The 18,536-nt window shown below is 37.6% G+C and carries 13 protein-coding genes; 5 read left to right on the forward strand and 8 right to left on the reverse strand.

Annotated features, from left to right (window positions below):
• Window positions 1–25 precede the first annotated feature (25 nt).
• The 5 genes from Q2U82_RS15515 (at window position 26) to miaA (ending at window position 5,255) form a co-directional block, all read left to right on the forward strand.
• Window positions 26–1,264: a DUF1015 domain-containing protein gene (locus Q2U82_RS15515; RefSeq protein ID WP_410005715.1), complete on the forward strand. Its 1,239-nt coding sequence runs from the start codon at window positions 26–28 to the stop codon at window positions 1,262–1,264.
• A 26-nt stretch (window positions 1,265–1,290) separates the two neighbouring features.
• Complete coding sequence (locus tag Q2U82_RS15520; protein WP_410005716.1) at window positions 1,291–1,962, forward strand: YggS family pyridoxal phosphate-dependent enzyme; 672 nt, start codon at window positions 1,291–1,293, stop codon at window positions 1,960–1,962.
• Window positions 1,963–2,053: 91 nt separating this feature from the next.
• Window positions 2,054–3,433: an exonuclease domain-containing protein gene (locus Q2U82_RS15525; protein ID WP_410005717.1), complete on the forward strand. Its 1,380-nt coding sequence runs from the start codon at window positions 2,054–2,056 to the stop codon at window positions 3,431–3,433.
• Between the two features lie 38 nt (window positions 3,434–3,471).
• Window positions 3,472–4,338, forward strand: coding sequence for an ion transporter (locus tag Q2U82_RS15530; RefSeq protein ID WP_410005718.1), 867 nt, complete (start codon window positions 3,472–3,474; stop codon window positions 4,336–4,338).
• Window positions 4,338–5,255: a tRNA (adenosine(37)-N6)-dimethylallyltransferase MiaA gene (miaA, locus tag Q2U82_RS15535; protein ID WP_410005719.1), complete on the forward strand. Its 918-nt coding sequence runs from the start codon at window positions 4,338–4,340 to the stop codon at window positions 5,253–5,255. The genes Q2U82_RS15530 and miaA overlap by 1 nt, the downstream gene beginning before the upstream one ends.
• A gap of 35 nt (window positions 5,256–5,290) precedes the next feature.
• Here the strand turns inward: miaA and Q2U82_RS15540 are convergent, their stop codons facing one another.
• The 8 genes from Q2U82_RS15540 to Q2U82_RS15575 all read right to left on the reverse strand — a co-directional run bounded on the left by Q2U82_RS15540 (window position 5,291) and on the right by Q2U82_RS15575 (window position 18,387).
• On the reverse strand, window positions 5,291–6,007 hold the full coding sequence (locus Q2U82_RS15540; protein WP_410005720.1) for a response regulator transcription factor: 717 nt from the start codon (window positions 6,005–6,007) through the stop codon (window positions 5,291–5,293).
• 4 nt (window positions 6,008–6,011) lie between these two features.
• Window positions 6,012–7,571: a sensor histidine kinase gene (locus Q2U82_RS15545; RefSeq protein WP_410005721.1), complete on the reverse strand. Its 1,560-nt coding sequence runs from the start codon at window positions 7,569–7,571 to the stop codon at window positions 6,012–6,014.
• Between the two features lie 86 nt (window positions 7,572–7,657).
• Window positions 7,658–8,233, reverse strand: a complete 576-nt coding sequence (gene coaE, locus Q2U82_RS15550) for a dephospho-CoA kinase (RefSeq protein WP_410005722.1) — start codon at window positions 8,231–8,233, stop codon at window positions 7,658–7,660.
• A 32-nt stretch (window positions 8,234–8,265) separates the two neighbouring features.
• Window positions 8,266–9,216 (reverse strand): CdaR family protein, encoded by a 951-nt coding sequence (locus tag Q2U82_RS15555; RefSeq protein WP_410005723.1) that lies wholly within the window; start codon window positions 9,214–9,216, stop codon window positions 8,266–8,268.
• Window positions 9,217–9,242: 26 nt separating this feature from the next.
• Window positions 9,243–10,244: a glycosyltransferase gene (locus Q2U82_RS15560; RefSeq protein WP_410005724.1), complete on the reverse strand. Its 1,002-nt coding sequence runs from the start codon at window positions 10,242–10,244 to the stop codon at window positions 9,243–9,245.
• A gap of 70 nt (window positions 10,245–10,314) precedes the next feature.
• Window positions 10,315–12,045, reverse strand: coding sequence for a T9SS type A sorting domain-containing protein (locus Q2U82_RS15565; RefSeq protein ID WP_410005725.1), 1,731 nt, complete (start codon window positions 12,043–12,045; stop codon window positions 10,315–10,317).
• 143 nt (window positions 12,046–12,188) lie between these two features.
• Window positions 12,189–13,838, reverse strand: coding sequence for a T9SS type A sorting domain-containing protein (locus Q2U82_RS15570; RefSeq protein WP_410005726.1), 1,650 nt, complete (start codon window positions 13,836–13,838; stop codon window positions 12,189–12,191).
• 175 nt (window positions 13,839–14,013) lie between these two features.
• Window positions 14,014–18,387 carry a GEVED domain-containing protein gene (locus Q2U82_RS15575; protein WP_410005727.1) on the reverse strand — a complete coding sequence of 1,458 codons (4,374 nt, stop codon included), beginning with the start codon at window positions 18,385–18,387 and terminating at the stop codon, window positions 14,014–14,016.
• Between the last annotated feature and the right edge of the window lie 149 nt (window positions 18,388–18,536).

Raw genomic sequence — 18,536 nt, forward strand, 5'->3', positions numbered from 1 at the left:
CAACTTCCCACTGAACATTAAATAAATGGCAAAAATAATCCCCTTTAAAGCCGTCCGCCCAACGCGGGACAAAGTGAGTCTTCTTGCAGCACGTTCCTATGACAGCTATACGGCAATGCAAGTAGAGTCGCGCTTGCGGGACAATCCGTTTTCTTTTTTGCACATTGTGAACCCTGGCTATAAATATCAAAAAGAAATTTCGGGCGAAGAACGTTATGGCCTTGTCAGAAACCGTTATCAGGAATTTAAAGAAGATGGCATTTTTATACAGGACGAAAAACCTTCATTCTATATTTATAAAATTGTAAACCGGGATGGACTCGAATTCAATGGAATTGTAGCCGCTGCAAGTGTTCAGGATTATGAGGACGATGTTATAAAAAAGCACGAGGACACGCTGGAATTTCGAGAGATAATATTTAAAGAGTACCTAAAAACAGTTGGTTTTAATGCAGAAGCCGTGCTCCTCACCTATCCCGACGATCAGGAACTGGAAGCAATAATAGATAAGGTAATGCAAAGCCGTGCCGAATATGAATTCACCACAACCTATCGAGACACGCACTATGTTTGGAACGTGGACAACGAAGCGTTAGTTCAAAAAATACAGAAGATTTATAGTGAAATGCCTTCATTATACATTGCTGACGGTCATCACCGGTCTGCTTCTTCTTATTTATTGGCGAAAGATTTAAAGGAAGAAAACCCAAACCATACAGGTGAAGAAGCTTATAATTTTTTTATGAGCTACCTTATTCCCGAAAGCGATCTGAAAATTTACGAATTCAACCGTTTGGTAAAAGATCTCAATGGACTTGAAAAGCAAGAGTTTCTAATAAAATTGGATGAATATTTCCGAATAGAAAATCGTGGGATGGAATATTACAAACCTTCAAAATTGCATCATTTCAGTATGTATTTGGATGGCGAATTTTATTCATTATATCTACGCAAAACGAAATATGAAATAAAAAACGCGTTGGATGCGCTAGACACCCATATTTTATACGTAACCATCTTGAAACCGCTTTTGGGAATTGAAGACCTCCGAAACGATCAGCGCATAGAATATTCCCACGGAAAAAAAGACTTGGCGTACGTAAAAACCGTTGTAGATTCAGGTGCGTTTGCAGTTGGTTTCGGTTTATTGCCAGTAACCACACAAGAAATGAAAATGATTGCTGACGAAGGTTTAAAAATGCCCCCAAAAAGCACTTATATTGAGCCGAAGCTTAGAAGCGGCGTTACTATTTACGAATTCTGAAAAAAGAAGAAAGAAAAAGAGAAAAGATGACTATTTCAGAGAATTTAAAAAAATTTAATAAAGAACTGCCCAATAACGTTACGTTGATAGCTGTTTCCAAAACCAAACCTGTTAGTGATTTGATGGAGGCCTACAACGCAGGTCAGCGTGCTTTTGGAGAGAATAAAATCCAGGAAATGGAAGCCAAATGGCAGGAAATGCCAAAGGATATAGAATGGCATATGATTGGCCACGTGCAGCGCAACAAAGTGAAATATATGGCACCGTTCGTGAGTTTGATACACGCGGTGGACAGCCTGAAACTTTTAAAAGAAATCAATAAAGAAGCCGAAAAAAACGATCGTACCATCAATTGTTTGCTACAGATAAAAATTGCGGAAGAGGACAGCAAATTTGGAATGGACGAAGCGGATGCCGCAAAACTTCTTTCATCGGAAGAGCTAAAAAAACTTCAAAATGTAAAAATTGTTGGCCTGATGGGAATGGCAACGTTTACGGATGATGAAAAGCAGATTTCGGAAGAATTTCAGAAATTGAAGAAAATATATGACCAATTCAGAATTCAATCCCGAAACTTCGGGACAGAATTAAAAATTCTCAGTATGGGGATGAGCGGCGATTATAAAATTGCTATTGAAAACGGCAGTAACATGGTGCGCGTGGGCAGTGCAATTTTTGGCGAACGAAACTATCAATAAACAATGTTCAATGCTCAATGTTCAATGCTCAATGTTCAATGCTCAATGTTCAATGCTCATTTAAACTAACTATAAACAACAAACTGAAGAAGTGTACGCAATTTTAGACATAGAAACCACGGGCGGGAAATATAATGAGGAAGGTATCACCGAGATTGCAATATATAAATTTGACGGTCACAAAGTCGTAGACCAATTTTCAAGTTTGGTAAATCCAGAAAAACCCATTCAACCTTTTGTTGTAAACCTTACGGGAATTAACAATGAAATGCTTCGGCACGCGCCAAAGTTTTATGAAGTGGCCAAACGTATTATAGAAATTACCGATGGCTGCATTATGGTGGCCCACAATGCGCTTTTCGACAATAGAATTCTTACAACAGAATTTGATCGTTTGGGATATCAATTTGAGAAAGAAACCCTTTGCACCGTTGAACTTGCAAAAAAATTGATTCCAGATATGCCTTCATACAGTTTGGGTAAATTGGTGCGCTCTTTGGGAATTCCGCTTAGTGACCGCCATCGTGCGCAAGGCGATGCAAAAGCTACCGTGGCACTTTTTAAAATGTTGCTTGCCAAAGACACTTCAAAAGAAATAATTACCGAGACGCTTCGGAAAGATCCAAAACGGCAACTAGAACCAAAACTGCTTGATATCATTGAGAACACCCCTTCCGAAACCGGTGTATATTATATGCATAACGAAGCTGGAGACATAATTTATATTGGGAAAAGCAAAAACCTTAAAAAAAGATTGATGCAACACTTCACCAGCGATAATAGAAAGTCTAAAAAAATTCAGTTGGAAGTGAAATCTGTTACATTTGAAAAAACGGGCAGTGAATTAATTGCTTTGCTAAAAGAATCTGAAGAAATTAAACAAAACAAACCTTTATTCAACAGAGGACTGCGGCGTACCTTGTTTACTCATCAACTTAATTCTTTTGTAGATGAAAAAGGATATATAAATTTAAAAATTGAAAAAGCGGACGCTAGAAAAAAAGCTATAACCACTTTCAGCAATTATCAACAAGCTAGGTCATCTCTTTTTAAAATAACTGAAGAAAACCAACTTTGCCAAAAACTGACAGGGCTTTATGATACTAAAAAACAGTGTTTTAATTATACCATAAAGGAATGCCATGGAGCTTGCATAAACAAAGAACCGATTGCAGATTATAACAATAGGGTAAATGCATTTTTGGAGAAATGTAGTTATGAAAAACAAAATATGCTTATTATAGACCGAGGCAGGGAAATTGAAGAACGTTCCGTTGTTTTAATTGAAAATGGAGTTTACAAAGGATACGGGTTTTACAATTTGAACTATCAGATTAACAATCCCGAAATTCTTAAATCCATCATCAACCCTATGCAGAATAATCGTGATGCACAACATATTATTCAGAATTATCTTCGAAAAAACAGAGTGCTAAAAACTGTAAACCTTTCAGCCAATACAGTTAATTAATTTAAAGTTGCGTATTTTAGACTTTCAAAAATTTTATATTGAAACCAAACAATAAAAAATCTTGGCGCTACAAACTTCACGAAATCATTTATGAAGCAGATACGCCCATGGGCAAGCTTTTTGACATAGTGTTGCTTATACTTATTTTATTAAGTATTGTTTTGGTTATGTTGGAAAGCGTTAGTGAAATTGACGCCAAATACCACGAAATACTTTATATTGGTGAATGGATCATTACCATATTTTTCTCCTTTGAATACATTGCACGAATAATTACAGTAAAAAAACCACGAGCTTATATTTTCAGTTTTTACGGAATTATTGACTTTTTATCTACCATCCCTCTTTATTTGTCTTTTCTTTTTGCGGGCAGCAGTTTTTTACTTTCTGTACGTGCCTTGAGACTTTTAAGGGTTTTTCGAATTTTAAAAATAACACGCTATATTGGTGAAGCCACAAAACTTCGAAAAGCATTAGCCAATAGTAAAGCAAAAATCCTTGTTTTTCTTTTTGCGGTTCTTGTAATTGCCGTAATTGCCGGCACATTGATGTATATAATTGAAGGGCCTGAGCATGGTTTTAATAGCATTCCTAAAAGTGTTTACTGGTGTATTGTAACCCTTACCACCGTTGGTTTTGGCGACATTGCCCCTTCCACTCCACTCGGCCAATTATTGGCAACTGTTATTATGATTCTTGGTTATGGAATTATAGCCGTTCCCACGGGCATCGTTAGTTCTGAATATACCAAAAGTATGGACAAAGCAGATGTATTGGGGAAAGATTATGTTCACGTGAATACACAAGCTTGCCTTAATTGTGGTGCACAGCGGCATAGGGATGATGCTAAATTTTGCCACAAATGTGGTGAAGAATTGCATCCAGAAAATAATTTTGAAGCCTAATGTCTTTAAAAAAACCTCTGCTTATTTGTGTGGTGGGAGCTACTGCCATCGGCAAAACTTCATTAGCAATAAAACTTGCACAAGCATTTTCTACCGAAATAATTTCGGCAGATTCGCGACAGTTTTTTAAGGAAATGAATATAGGCACAGCGGTTCCTTCAAAAGAAGAATTAGAAGCAATTCCGCATCATTTCATCCAAAACAAAAGTATTTTTGAAGATTACTCAGTAGGAGATTTTGAAAGAGATGCTCTTTCTTTGATAACAGATATTTTTGAAAAGAAAAAACTGCTTATAATGGTGGGTGGTTCGGGATTATATGTGGATGCTCTGGTGAAAGGTTTAGATACTTTTCCAGAAGTGCCTTCAGAAATTAGAGAACAGTTAAATTTTGAATTAAACGAAAAGGGACTCGAAACACTTCAAAATGAATTGAAGAAAGCAGACCCAACCTATTTTGAAAAAGTTGATATTCAAAACCCTCACAGAGTGATTCGTGCTTTGGAAATATATCGTGCAACAGGAAAACCGTATTCGTCTTTCTTAAATAAAGAAGCTATCAATAGAGATTTTGAAACGCTCTACATTGGTTTAACGGCTGAAAGAGAGCTAATTTACGGTAGAATAAACCACCGAGTTGATCAAATGATTGAAGCTGGATTAATTGATGAAGCAAAATCACTTCTTCCTCACAAAGAAAGAAATGCACTGCAAACAGTGGGCTATCGAGAGCTCTTTGAATATTTTGAGGGAAAAATTTCAAAAGAAGAGGCTATTTCGGAAATCAAAAAAAATACTAGAAGATTCGCGAAAAGGCAAAATACCTGGTTCAAAAAAAATGAAGAAATCCACTGGTTTAATTATAAAACGGATGCTTCAACAATTATAGACTTCATAAAAGAAAAAAACGCCCTTTAAAGGCGTTTTTTTACACTTATCTTAAGCTTTTAATATTAATTTTCCACTTCGTTCTTCACTACCAAACGGAAACCTTCGCCGTGAATATTGACTATTTCAACACCATCATCTTTGCTTAAGTATTTACGTAGTTTTGCTATATAAACATCCATACTTCTGGATGTGAAATAGTTGTCATCTCTCCAGATTTTGGTAAGTGCAAGTTCACGAGGCATCAAATCGTTCTTGTGAAGCGCTAAAAGACGTAACAATTCGTTCTCTTTTGGAGAAAGTTTTATAGGAGTTTCTTTGTTATAAGTTAAAAACCTCAATTTGGAATTCAAATGAAAATTACCAACTTGAAACTCAAACTGTTTACTATCTGCAATGGAATCAGTGGCTTTTCTTTGAATAATAGCTTTAATTTTCATCAAAAGTACTTCACTGTCAAAAGGTTTGTTTAGGTAATCATCTGCCCCTACTTTATAGCCTTTCATCACATCTTCTTTCATAGCTTTTGCGGTAAGAAATATGATTGGCACGTCTTCGTTTTTCTCACGAATTTCCTTCGCCAGTGTAAAACCGTCTTTATACGGCATCATCACGTCGAGAATACAAAGATCAAAATCGTCTTTTTTAAATTTTTCAAAACCTTCCATCCCGTTTTTTGCATGCGTAACGTTATAGTCGTTCATGGCAAGATAATCTTTTAGTACTGTCCCAAAGTTGGGATCGTCTTCTACAAGAAGGATTTTTTTGTTTTCTGTTTCCATAATTTTAAGATATTAAGTGTAGTTTTATTATAAATGTGCTGCCTTTTCCTTTTTCGCTTTCAACGAAAATTTCGGCATCGTGGTCGTCCAAGATGCGCTTTACGTATGCAAGTCCCAGGCCATGACCTTTTACGTTGTGAATATCACCGGTATGCTCTCGGTAAAATTTTTCAAATATTTTTTTCTGAACAGGTTTACTCATCCCCATACCTTGGTCGCGTATTTTTAGGATGACACTGTTTTTTACATTTTCTGTATATATATCAATTTTTGGCGCTTCTTCTGAATATTTAATAGCGTTATCCAGCAAGTTTACTATCACATTGCCCAGGTGCGACTCGTTGGCCAAAACTGCAGATTGGAGCGCTCCATAATGGGTTTTTATATATCCTCCCCTATCTTCTACAATCAAACTTACGTGCGAGATAGCTTCTTCAACAACTTCCTGCAAACCAACACGTTCCTTGGGTAAATCAAGTTCATTTTTTTCAAGTTTTGAAATCTGTAATACATTTTCAACCTGTGCGTGCATGCGTTTATTCTCTTCCCGGATCATTCCCAAATAGCGGTCTAAAAATTCTCTATTATCCTTTACTTTCGGATTTCTAAGTGAATCTAAAGCCAAATTAATTGTCGCTATAGGAGTTTTGAACTCGTGGGTCATATTATTTATAAAATCACTCTTAATTTGAGAAATTTGTCTTTGTTTATATATCTGCGAAATAGCGCTGGAATAGGCCAGAATTATAACCGCCGTAAAAACTAATGATAGTATTGCCATTCCCAAAATACTGTTCAAAACCAATTTTTCTTTTTCCGAAAAATTTACATAAAGCTCATAATTTGTTTCATTTTCAACATCAAAAAGAGGGACTACGTAAGTACTTCCTTCATCATATTTAAAGTTATTTGACCTAACTTTAGTTTCAAGATTGTTGCTGTAAACTGCAAACTCAAACTTTGAATTTAATCCTCTTTCTTTTAATTCATTATCAATCAATGTAGCTATTACATCGGGACTCACTCGTTTATAAATTGGTGTAAGCGCAGTGATGTTGCTTACAAAGCTTTCAAACTGTTTTTGCTCATAATCCTTCATTCTTGAAAAGGACACCATACCAGTTTCTGTGGTGGTAGTACCGTCAATACCATCAGAAATTCTGGTTTTGGTCTTTCGGTTTGTCAATTTTTTGAACTGGATACTATCTGCGTCCGGATCAATAAGACCAGACGAAAGCTTATAGTCCTGTTCCAAAATGCCATCTGTGAAAATATAGGTTTCATTGGTGGCCTTGTTCTGATATTTATATGCTAGCTCGGTAAAGCTTACATTATCAGGAACCTTAATGCTGTCTACATATGGAATATAAAGCTGATAATAAGCTTCAGTCTCTCTCAGTTTGATTTCTTTGGCAACGGATAAAAGGACTTGTTTTGCATTTATAGTAAACTGGTCGTTCTTTGTTCGGTATGCGTTTGAAATCCAATATCCTTGAACAAATACTATCCCTAATAATGAAAGGCTCATGAGCGCTATGAGCAATACAAATAGCTTTTTATTCATATTTCAAAAGTAAGATTTTAACATTTAGATAGTCGTTCATTTAACCAAATGTTAACAAAAGACAGGAAGTGCTACAGTGTAGATGGTTAGCTTAATAAATTGTGAATCGCTTCCACTTTATTTTTAGTGGTTTTCAAATCAATATTCTCAATAATTATGTCTGCCAGTTTTAGTTTTTTTTCGTCGCTCCATTGATTGTTCATCCGTTGTTCAATTTCGGCTTTAGATGTATTATCACGCGCCATAACACGATTTATACGCATTTGCTTGGGGGCAGTAACCAAGATTACCTTATCGCAATCTTTGTAGCTACCGTTTTCGAAGAGTATTGCGGCCTCCTTAATTACATAGGTAGCTTTCTGCTTTGAGACCCACTTTTTAAAATGTGCCGCTACCTTTGGATGAATCACCGCATTAACAGCATCCAAAAGGAATTTGTCATTAAAAATTTTATCGGCAACAAATTTACGGTTGAGCTTTGTTCCTGAATAAGCATCTTCACCCAATAACGCAACGAGTTTTCGGCGAATCACTTTTGAGGAATTCATAAGTTTTTTAGCTTCAGTATCTGCAATATAAATAGGCACGCCCAGTTCAGAAAACAACTGCGCTACCGTAGTTTTTCCACTTCCAATTCCACCCGTTAGACCAATTATTTTCACTTGGATATCTTTTGCTTTTTGAAGTTGAAGAATTATTTTAAGATAAAAAAATCGATCTTTTTGGGCTCAAAGACTACATTATAAATGTTCTGTGGCTTTTTCTCAAGAAATGGCAGCATAAAATTTTCATCTTTATTGCTTTGAGAATAATCGCAAACCAATCTAAAGTTTTCTTTGGAAATAGTACTAAAATCGTTTACAGATACATCAAAGGTAATAGTTACAGATTCTGGTACCATTTTAATATTCATATCTGGCGGTAAGTTAACCACCTCAACAGGAAAAGTGTATTGACCTTGTGAAAATTCTGCAACAACCAACTCAACCTTTACTTTATTTGGTTTAATTGAAACTATTTCGCTTCCAGGGCTAACAACCTTTACCGTTTCTGAAATATTTTTTTCAACTTCTTTCAGGGAAATAAGTTCTGTTTCTATTGTTTTCATATTCTTCAAACTTCCCGAGGGACCAGATATTGTAATTGAATCTGGTACAATCTTTATGCTATCTAACGGTTTAAATCCATTTTTAAAAGTAATAGCCGTCTTTGCGATAACGCGAACTTTTTTTAGGACTATGGGGTCTAAATGTACATTCAGTTCATCAACTGAAAGATTTTTAATATCTAAATTTCTATTAAAATTAGAGGATACCATTCGCAATAATTCATTCTTTGAAATCTTAAAGCCTCCTTTTTCCTTAGTATAATATTTTCCAACAGGCACAGTGACTGTTGGTTTTTTAAATTTATAGAATAGTATTTCAAAGCCGTTTGCTGCAAGATCGAAAGTGATATATCGCGTGTTGTTCTCTGAGAGCGCAGCTGTTTCAGGGATGTTTTCATAATTGATCTTAGCTGTCATTGTAGAAGTAAACTCTCTACTGAACTTTGTTAAAACCCAAAAGATTGTAGCAAGCAGCAGAAAGAGTAGAAAACGGTTTACTTTTGCGTTTTTCGTGTTTTTAAAAAATCCCTTCGACATGGCGGTTTTTTTGAATGTAAATAAAATTAACTAAAAAATAAGGAGGGAAATTGTTTCTGGGGATCTTTCTTTAGAAGATTTATAAAAAAACTTGACTTTATAAAAGCCATTCCATAGCCAAAAAATTGTACAAATACAGCAGCTACGGAAAGCAATCCAATATAAATACTTTTATTTTTTATTGAAGAATCAATCACTATCAACATTAAATATAAGAGTAGCGGAATTAAAAATAATGGATTGAAGAATAAAGAAAATAGTATCGAACTAATTACAAATAATACAAATAAGGATGGAAACCAAAATGTAATTTTTGCTGAGGAAGGATGCCATTGGTTTAATATTGGCCTAACGAGTCCAAACTTTTTCACTTGCTTATAAAATTTACTCCAAGAAATTCTTCTTTTATGGTAAACAAAAGCATTCGGTAAAAATGTTGTTTCATAACCTGCTTTCAAAATTCGCTGGGAAAGATCTGGGTCTTCCCCTGGATGGATTTTTGCATATCCACCTGTCATCTCAAATACTTCTTTTGAAATCCCCATATTGAAACTTCTCGGTTCAAAACGGTTAACACTGGTTTTACTTCCGCGAATGCCTCCCGTAGTAAAAAAAGAAGTCATTGTATAATTTATAGCTTTTTGTAAAGGAGTGAAACTCTCATGCGCAGCATCTGCACCTCCAAAACAATGATAAAATGTTTTATTTAAGAATAAATCTACCGTTTTCAAATAATGTGGCGGCAACAAACAATCAGAATCAAGAATTATGAAATAATCTCCTTTTGCTTGATTCATTCCAAAGTTTCTTGAATCACCGGGACCAGAATTTTGTTTAAAATAATATGAAATTGAAAGCTTTTCTGAAAACTGTTCAACAATTTTTTCAGAAGTTTCCGTGGAGCCATCTTCTACCAATACAATCTCAAAATCTTCGTGAAAATTTAATTTTTCAAAACTTTCTAAAAGCTCCATAACTTCCTGCGGACGGTTATAGACGGGGATGATGAAAGAGTACATTCGTTGCATTGCGCAAAGTTAGTTAAATAAAAAAAGCCACCCACTTTCGTGGATGGCTTTTGATAAAATTTCTAAATATTTAGTTTTTCAATACTTTGTAAGTTCCAGTCTGTCCATCAACAGTAACCTTCATAATGTAGGTTCCAGTTGTTAAACCTGAAATGTCAAGATCAGTAGTAGTAGCACCAACTTTAGAGCTCAATACACTTTGACCTAACAAGTTAAAGATAGCTACTGAATCTATGTTGTTTACAGATTTCAAAGAAAGCGCTCCGTTTGTTGGGTTTGGATAGTAAGCAAAACCTTCCAATGCATTTTCAGAAACGCCAAGGATTTCTCCTTTAGCAGAAGTCCAAGCTACTTGGTCAGCACCACCGTTGAATAGACCAACTACAGTAGAAGCACCGGTAAGTACATCAACTCTTCTCCACTGTCCTTGGAATGCACCTCCATCAAAAGCAGATAGGTATACAAAACCTGCATCACCTTTAATATAAGTACCACCTTGACCAAAGTTAGCATCAAAACCTAACGAGCCTACAATAGAAGCAGTACCAGTTCCAAGATCAACATAGTAAAAATTGTCATCAACAATATCATGGCTGTAGCCATCACCGTTCTCATCAATCATTAATGAGATACCACCAGCCATACCTGTCGCACCTACTGTAGTAGCAGTAGCAGCACCAATGTCAATAGTAGATAGTGTAGATGTTGTAATGTTAGTAGAAATTGCGTACAATGTACCACTGGTAGGGTCAAATTCCATACCTGCCCAAGTTTCAGAACCAGGAGCTGCAATGCTACCAAGAGAAGTGTAAGCACCTGTTGCTAAATCTACACTGTAGAAAGCACCACCATTATCAAGAACATAAGCAGTTCCATCATCGTTAGGATCTATTGCACCAGCGTTCTCAAAACCAGCAGCTGGAGAAGCTCCAAGAGTTGTAAAAGCTGCTGGATCAGCAGGATCAAAAGTGATTAAGCTAGCAGTTGAGTTATTGATACCGAATACTTCAGCTGGATCTGCACCACCACCTGGCTCATCATCACCAAGAACGTTCCATACAAAACCTTGGCTTAAACCTAAGTCGAATAAAGGAGTAGGAGTGTTCGCACCACAATCAGGAGCCATAATATAACTTGGTCCAGTTTCACCATCATTATTACAACCAAAACGCATAAAGTTAGTATCTGTACCATCATCTACCAATACAAGTTCCATAACCATTGCTTCGCCAGCAGGAATCATAGCTGAAAGAGGCAAGTTAATCATAGTTTCAAAATCTGCGTTTGTTGCCATATGAACTGCAGTTCCTTGAAGAGTCAAAGTTCCACCAGGAAAAGAACCAGGAGTTGTAGAATAAATATTTGCAGTTATTGGAAAACCAGATGGAGTTGAAATGGTACCCATTGCAAATTCTACAGCAGTAACTTCCAAACCGTTCATAATACCATAATCTCCAGGAAGATCAAAGGCTCTATAAACATTATTGTTTCGGAAGCTTGTTGGAGATGCACAAGCAATCTCTGCGCCAGACTCAATTGTCTGTGTATTGCTTTGTGTGATTACAACTGGAGCTATATTCTGGATTCCATTGTAATGCACATTTAGCATACGTTGCTCTTGCGGAGTAAAATAATCATTAACATTTCCTGCAACATTTCCAATATTTTGAAGTCTTGTTATTAAACTTTCAATTGTCACCGGAGTTTGTGTGCTTGTGTTAGTTCCCGTAAAAGAGCTTTGCGCATTCATTAATCCAACGGATCCAATGAAAAAAGCTAATAGTAATGTAATTTTTTTCATAATAAAATTTGTTTTAAAGGTTAAATTTTTAATATTAAAGGCTAAAGATATTCAAAAAAGATTGACTCCAAAAATAATATAGTTAAAAATAAAAAAAAAAGCCACCCACTTTCGTGGATGGCTTTTGATATAAATTTTAAAAATTAGTTTTTCAACACTTTGTAGGTTCCTGTCTGTCCTTCAACAGTAACCTTCATAATGTAGGCTCCAGTTGTTAAACCTGAAATGTCAAGATTAGAAGTGGTAGCGCCAATTTTAGAGCTCAACACACTTTGACCTAACAGATTAAAGATAGCTACTGAATCTATATTGTTTACAGATTTTAGTGAAAGAATTCCGCTTGTTGGGTTTGGATAATAAGCAAAACCTTCCAATGCGTTTTCAGAAACACCCAATGGGTCACAGTCACCTTCGAAATTATATACAAAATCGTCAGCACCCGTAGCAACATTCCATGTTGCTCCACCATCAGCTGAGAAGACGGCAGGATATCCCACAATACTTGCAGTTGTTATTTCCCAATAACCTGGACCACCAGTACCAGCAGAAGTAGTAACATTAATATCTACCCAATAGGTTGTTGGAAATGCAGCTTGGCCAGCCAATGCAATTGGAGCAAGATCAAATACAACCTCCGTAACATCAAGACTTGAAGCTGCAGGGAAATCACCAACTACTGTTTGTGAACTTGGAACAACACCAGTTTGAGAAGCTATAACATTTCCTGGATCTGGAAGTCCTCCAAAGTCATCAGCATATACAGTAACATCAGCAGATAAAATTGTATCACCATCAGGCATTATAAAGTTGACAGTTGCTTTATTAAAGTTCATATTTTCATTAGTTGCTACAGTTAAATCAGCAGCTACACGTTGAAGGGTATCTACTGAAGAAGTGTAGCCATTTTCAAATCCGTTTGATGGATTGGACTCATTACAAGCTGTACCACCACCAATAAGATCACCATACATTACAAAAGGCATACCTTGTGCTGCAAGTGCTCCAGCGTCTTCAGCTGCAATCCATAAACCAGCTTGGTTTTGAAGTGCATTTCCTGTTACTGCTGTACCTGTAATTACAATTGGCGGAGCCCAAGGTCCAGAAGCACCGGTACCTTCAAAGCTATATTCAATCCAGTAAGTACCAGCTGTTAATGATAATCCAGTAGTATTGGCAGTAACTCTTTGGATTTCTCTTGAGGTATCACCAGGCGCGCTTTCCAATTGTCTAAAAGCATCCGTTGCAGTAGCTGTATCAAGGATGTCTGTAGTTAGATCTCCCCAAATTACGCTAGCACCACCCCCACTTGGGTCACCGTCCCAAACCTGCAAGTATAATGCATTAATAGATGGAGCAGTAGATCCTGTTTGATAAGCAAAAACGTCAATTGAAGTAATGTTATAATCGTCAGCAAGAACAACGTCATCTGCCATACTGTTACCAGCAGTGAATTGAGCACCAAATCCATACAAGCTCATTCCCAATGAAGCATCTTGTAAGAAACTAATATCTGGAGGACCAGCTACATTAAAGTAAGGGCCGTTGTCATAAACAATTGCATCTGGAGATTGGAAATAATAGGTTCCGGTAAAAGGAACACGTAAATTATCATCTCTTTCAATTGTGGAAGTTATTCCAGTAGTTTCTCCTACTGCTGTCCCCGTGGAATTATAATAAGCCGCAGGAAGTTGGACAGTTTGCGAATATTGATCCGCAGGGGCATTAGTTGCTTTGTTTTGGCTAAATCCAATAGCGCAAAAGCCCATAAAAATTAACATTGTAATTTTTTTCATAATAAAATTAGATTTAAAAGTTAATATAAAAGTTTTAGTTGTAGTAGGTTAAAGATATTCAAAAAACACTCTAAATCAAAAAAATATAAATAAAAATTACATACAGCAACTTTACATAAAATAAAAAGCCGCCCACGAGTTTGGGCGGCTTTAATTAAAATTAAAAAATATGGAATTATTGTTTCAGCACTTTGTAAGTACCTGTCTCACCATTTACAGTAACCTTCATCAAATAGGTACCTGTACTAAGACCAGAAATATCAACCTGTGAAGTTGTTGCATTCACACGGCTTTCGATAACCAATTGACCCAAAAGATTGTACATCGATACGTTTTCGATGTTCTCAACACTATTAAGGTTCAAGATACCGTTGGTTGGGTTCGGATAATAACTGAAACCAGCAATGGTATTCTCTGAAATACCGATGTTGGTACCGTCTATCACGATATCAGTAACAGCTCCTGTATTCATTACAAACACATAATATGCTTGGCCACCCAAAGTAAATATTGAAGCGGATGTACCTGGCGCACACTGATTGGTCTGTTGCGGAACAAGAGTAAGGTCTGTTTCCACAGCGTTCTCATTTGGTGCGGTATAGAAAGTAACCGAACTGGCACCGCCAGGAGTTACGATCGTTGCATTAGCAGTACCGTCTCCGGAAGGAACAAAGTTGTACCAAACACCGTTAGCGCCGGTAAGATCACAGTTCACTGGATTTCCATTCTCTGTAGTAGCTGCAGGCATCGCTACAGAAGGGTCAGTATAAGGGAATCCTATTTCATCAACATCTATCGAGTTTACGATCATATCGTTCGGCGGAGGTGTTGGAGAGCAGGTAACATCCATAGTGAAATTACCAGTAGCACCACCAAAGCTGTGGATAAGAATATAGTACTCAGTATTTCCATCACTCGCAAAAGTGATTTCAGACTGAAGTCCACAGGCATCATCGTTTCCGTCTATACAAACAAGTGCAGCGCAGATTCCGCTGTAAACTGAAATCTTAGAATCGAAATCAGTACCATTACACAGTGATAAGGTAATATCACCTGGAAGACCACTATTGTCATTCAACTTATACCATACTCCAGGAGAGGTAATTGCTGGACCACAAGCAGGTGCTCCGGAATCAACAGTTGCACCAACTGTAGATCCAGTAACCGAATCACCACAGCTTACCGCAATAGCTCCACTACAATCATCGTTTGGCAATGGATCCTCACAAGTTATATCAAGACTAAAATTACCAGAATTAGAGCCGAAACCTTCTACCATTATATAGTAGGTAGATGTACCGTCTGAAGTGAAAGACACTTCTGACTGAAGACCGCAAGAATCATCGTTGAAAGCAAGCTCGTTTAAAAGGTCACAATCGTCAAATACACGAAGTACAGAATCATAATCGGTTCCACCACCACAAAGTGAAATAGTAACCAACTGTGAAGTGCCATTACCAGTGAATTTATAGAATACATCTGGAGCAGGGTTTCCGCCAGAGTCAGTAGCAGTTAAAGTTTCTCCTGTTACGCTGTCACCACAAGCAAGAGCTATGGCACCAGAACAATCGTCATAGTTTCCACCGCCTCCAATTGGAGAACAAGTTGCAGCAAAGGTATAAACGCCTTCATTAGTAGGCTCGGTAATGAACCCTGCTACTCCGTCGTCATAGCTAAGTCCAAAGCCTATTACAGCAGCGGTCGAGAATTCCCAGAAAGTGTTGCTTCCGTCTGTTGGCTCAAGAGATAGCCCAATCCAATAAGTGGTAGCTGCCCCTACTTGCCCAGGCAAGTTAACATCAGCGATATCAAGTTCTATGCTCCAAGCATCAAAACCAAAGTTATTACCAACCACGACCTGCGAATCAGGGACCAAGCTTGTTTGAGAGGTTACAAGTGTTCCAGGAGCTCCTGAACCATTGTCTTCATAGATGAAAACATCTACGTTATCAGCATTTACGCCAGAACCAACACCTCCTATAAAGGCATTAAAGGTAATAGACTCTAACAGCATGTCTTCACCATCAGCAACTGAGATGTCATTGGCGGTAATACGACCCAAGTTTTTGGTGAAACTCTTACCGTTTTCAAAAGCATTGCTAGCACTAGTAAGATCACAAGGATTTCCACCACCTCCAATTGGTGAACAAGTTGCAGCAAAGGTATAAACGCCTTCATTAGTAGGCTCGGTAATGAACCCTGCTACTCCGTCGTCATAGCTAAGACCAAAGCCTATTACAGCAGCGGTTGAGAATTCCCAGAAAGTGTTGCTTCCGTCTGTTGGCTCAAGAGATAGCCCAATCCAATAAGTGGTAGCTGCCCCTACTTGCCCAGGCAAGTTAACATCAGCGATATCAAGTTCTATGCTCCAAGCATCAAAACCAAAGTTATTACCAACCACGACCTGCGAATCAGGGACCAAGCTTGTTTGAGAGGTTACAAGTGTTCCAGGAGCTCCTGAACCATTGTCTTCATAGATGAAAACATCTACGTTATCAGCATTTACGCCAGAACCAACACCTCCGATAAAGGCATTAAAGGTAATGGACTCTAACAGCATGTCTTCACCATCAGCAACTGAGATGTCATTGGCGGTAATACGACCCAAGTTTTTGGTGAAACTCTTACCGTTTTCAAAAGCATTGCTAGCACTAGTAAGATCACAAGGTCCACCTGTGCCTCCGCCACCATCACAACTATAGGTTCTAAAGGTATAGTCAAAATTTGCGAAAGGTGTATAATTGTTTGCAAACACATTTCCTCCAGCATATGGATTGTTAAGTGCGCCTGCGATACAAGGCAATGTAGGGTCCCCATCAATAACAATATAATAAGTATTACCAACAGTAACATTTACTACTGGATCCCAAAAAACATCAGCCCAAACGGTACCGTCGGTTTGACTTGTTCCGCTAGCAAGCATCGTTCCGCCTGCATTTGGAAGACCGTCCCATAACGATAAATTTACGTCAAGTCCAGTAGAAGTTGCTGTAAACATAATACCAGCTCCTGCAGATTGAGCTTCCAAAGGCATGTAAGACTGAGCCAACCCACCTTGAGAAATATTAGCCATACAAGCATCAGTAAAATCTTGGTTTACTTCTATAACTGCGTTTGCACAAGCGCCACCGCCACCGCCGCCGGTTGTAACATTTATAGAATAATCCTCAGCTTGACCAAAACCTGTTGCCAAGCAAGGGTCTAGATAATTGGTTGTTCCAAATTGCTTTTTAACCCTCATTCTGGTAGTTCCAGCCAAAGCTCCTGCAGGAACGTCAATAGTTCCATTGGATTGCTGACCATCAACCCCAGTAGAGTTTATAAGAAGATCTGTAATTTCATATACTTCTCCCGCATCGTTTAAAACTCCGTTTTGATTCCAGTCTATAAATACAACAAAGCGGTTTGTGAAGTTTCCATCTGTATTTCCCTCAAGAGCAATTGGATAACTCATTCCGGCTTCCATATCGCCACTAATAGCTGTAAAATCTTCGTGATCGGGCGTACCGTTTACCGCAGCATCTGTTACATTGCTTATTCCAGCAACTTCTACCAAGGTAATAGGTTCAACATTTGAAGTGAAATCAAGCGGACCACAGTAAGGGGCCGGGAATGCTCCACCGCCACCAGCTTCTTCTCCAACAATATTCATGACCATATGCTGATTAGGAAATCCGATTGCAGTTAAATCTGTAGGAGTGCTTATAGCACAAGCAGCAGACATTATCCAAGAAACTCCAGTTTGGCCACCAGTATTAGAACCGGGGAACCATGAAGCAGTAGCGCCAGCATTTATCTTAAGCTCATAAATCATAATTTCTCCCGCAGGAATGGTTGCTGTTATTGGAACTGAAACCACAGTACCCGCATCAGCTACGTTTGAAACATAATTAGCTGTGCCCTGAAGAGTGGCAGAACCTGGATATCCACCCGGAAAAACAGTTGTTGTTGAGTATATGTTTATGGTCAAATTGGTTGCACCAGAAACAGCTTCTACTGCAAATTCTGCACTGCTTACATCGAAATCATCAGTGATGCCAAAATCTCCAGCCAAATCAAAATCTCTGAAAAAACTGTTTTCATCTGGAATACCCCCAGCATTACAAGTTACTGAATTACCCGCAACAATATTTTGGGTAACACTGTGAGTAATAGTTACCGGTGCCCTATTATTATAAAATAAGTCAGGCTGCATATTTCTAGATGCAGTTCCAGGAGGAGGGCCCACTACAGTTCTTAATGAACTATTAGAGGCACTTAAAGACATTGGTCCAGAAAAATTTCTTTGGGCAGGAACAACATCATCCAAAGAAGTAGCAGAACGGCCTTCATAATTAACTTCAGGGGTCGTTTGCTGCTTATTGTAAATAACAGGATTATTTTCTCCTTTTTTCATCCCACCAATTTCAGAGGGACTGTTAGAAAGGTTTGATTTAACAACAGCTTCCTTTTTTTGCTGCTGATTGTAATAAACAGGGTTATCAACCCCCATTGATTTTACCTCATGCTGACTATACCCTAAGGCACATGTCATGAGAAAAATTAACATAGTAATTCTTTTCATAATTAAATTAGTTTAGTTAGTAATCAATTTTAAAAGCTTAAATCTATTCTAAAAAAACCAAATATCAAAGGTTTTGACTATAAGATTATTATGTCATCTACAAATTAGCGGAGAAGGAAGCTTTATGAAATGAC

Source organism: Aequorivita nionensis (genome assembly GCF_046352995.1).
Taxonomy (GTDB): Bacteria; Bacteroidota; Bacteroidia; order Flavobacteriales; family Flavobacteriaceae; genus Aequorivita; species Aequorivita nionensis.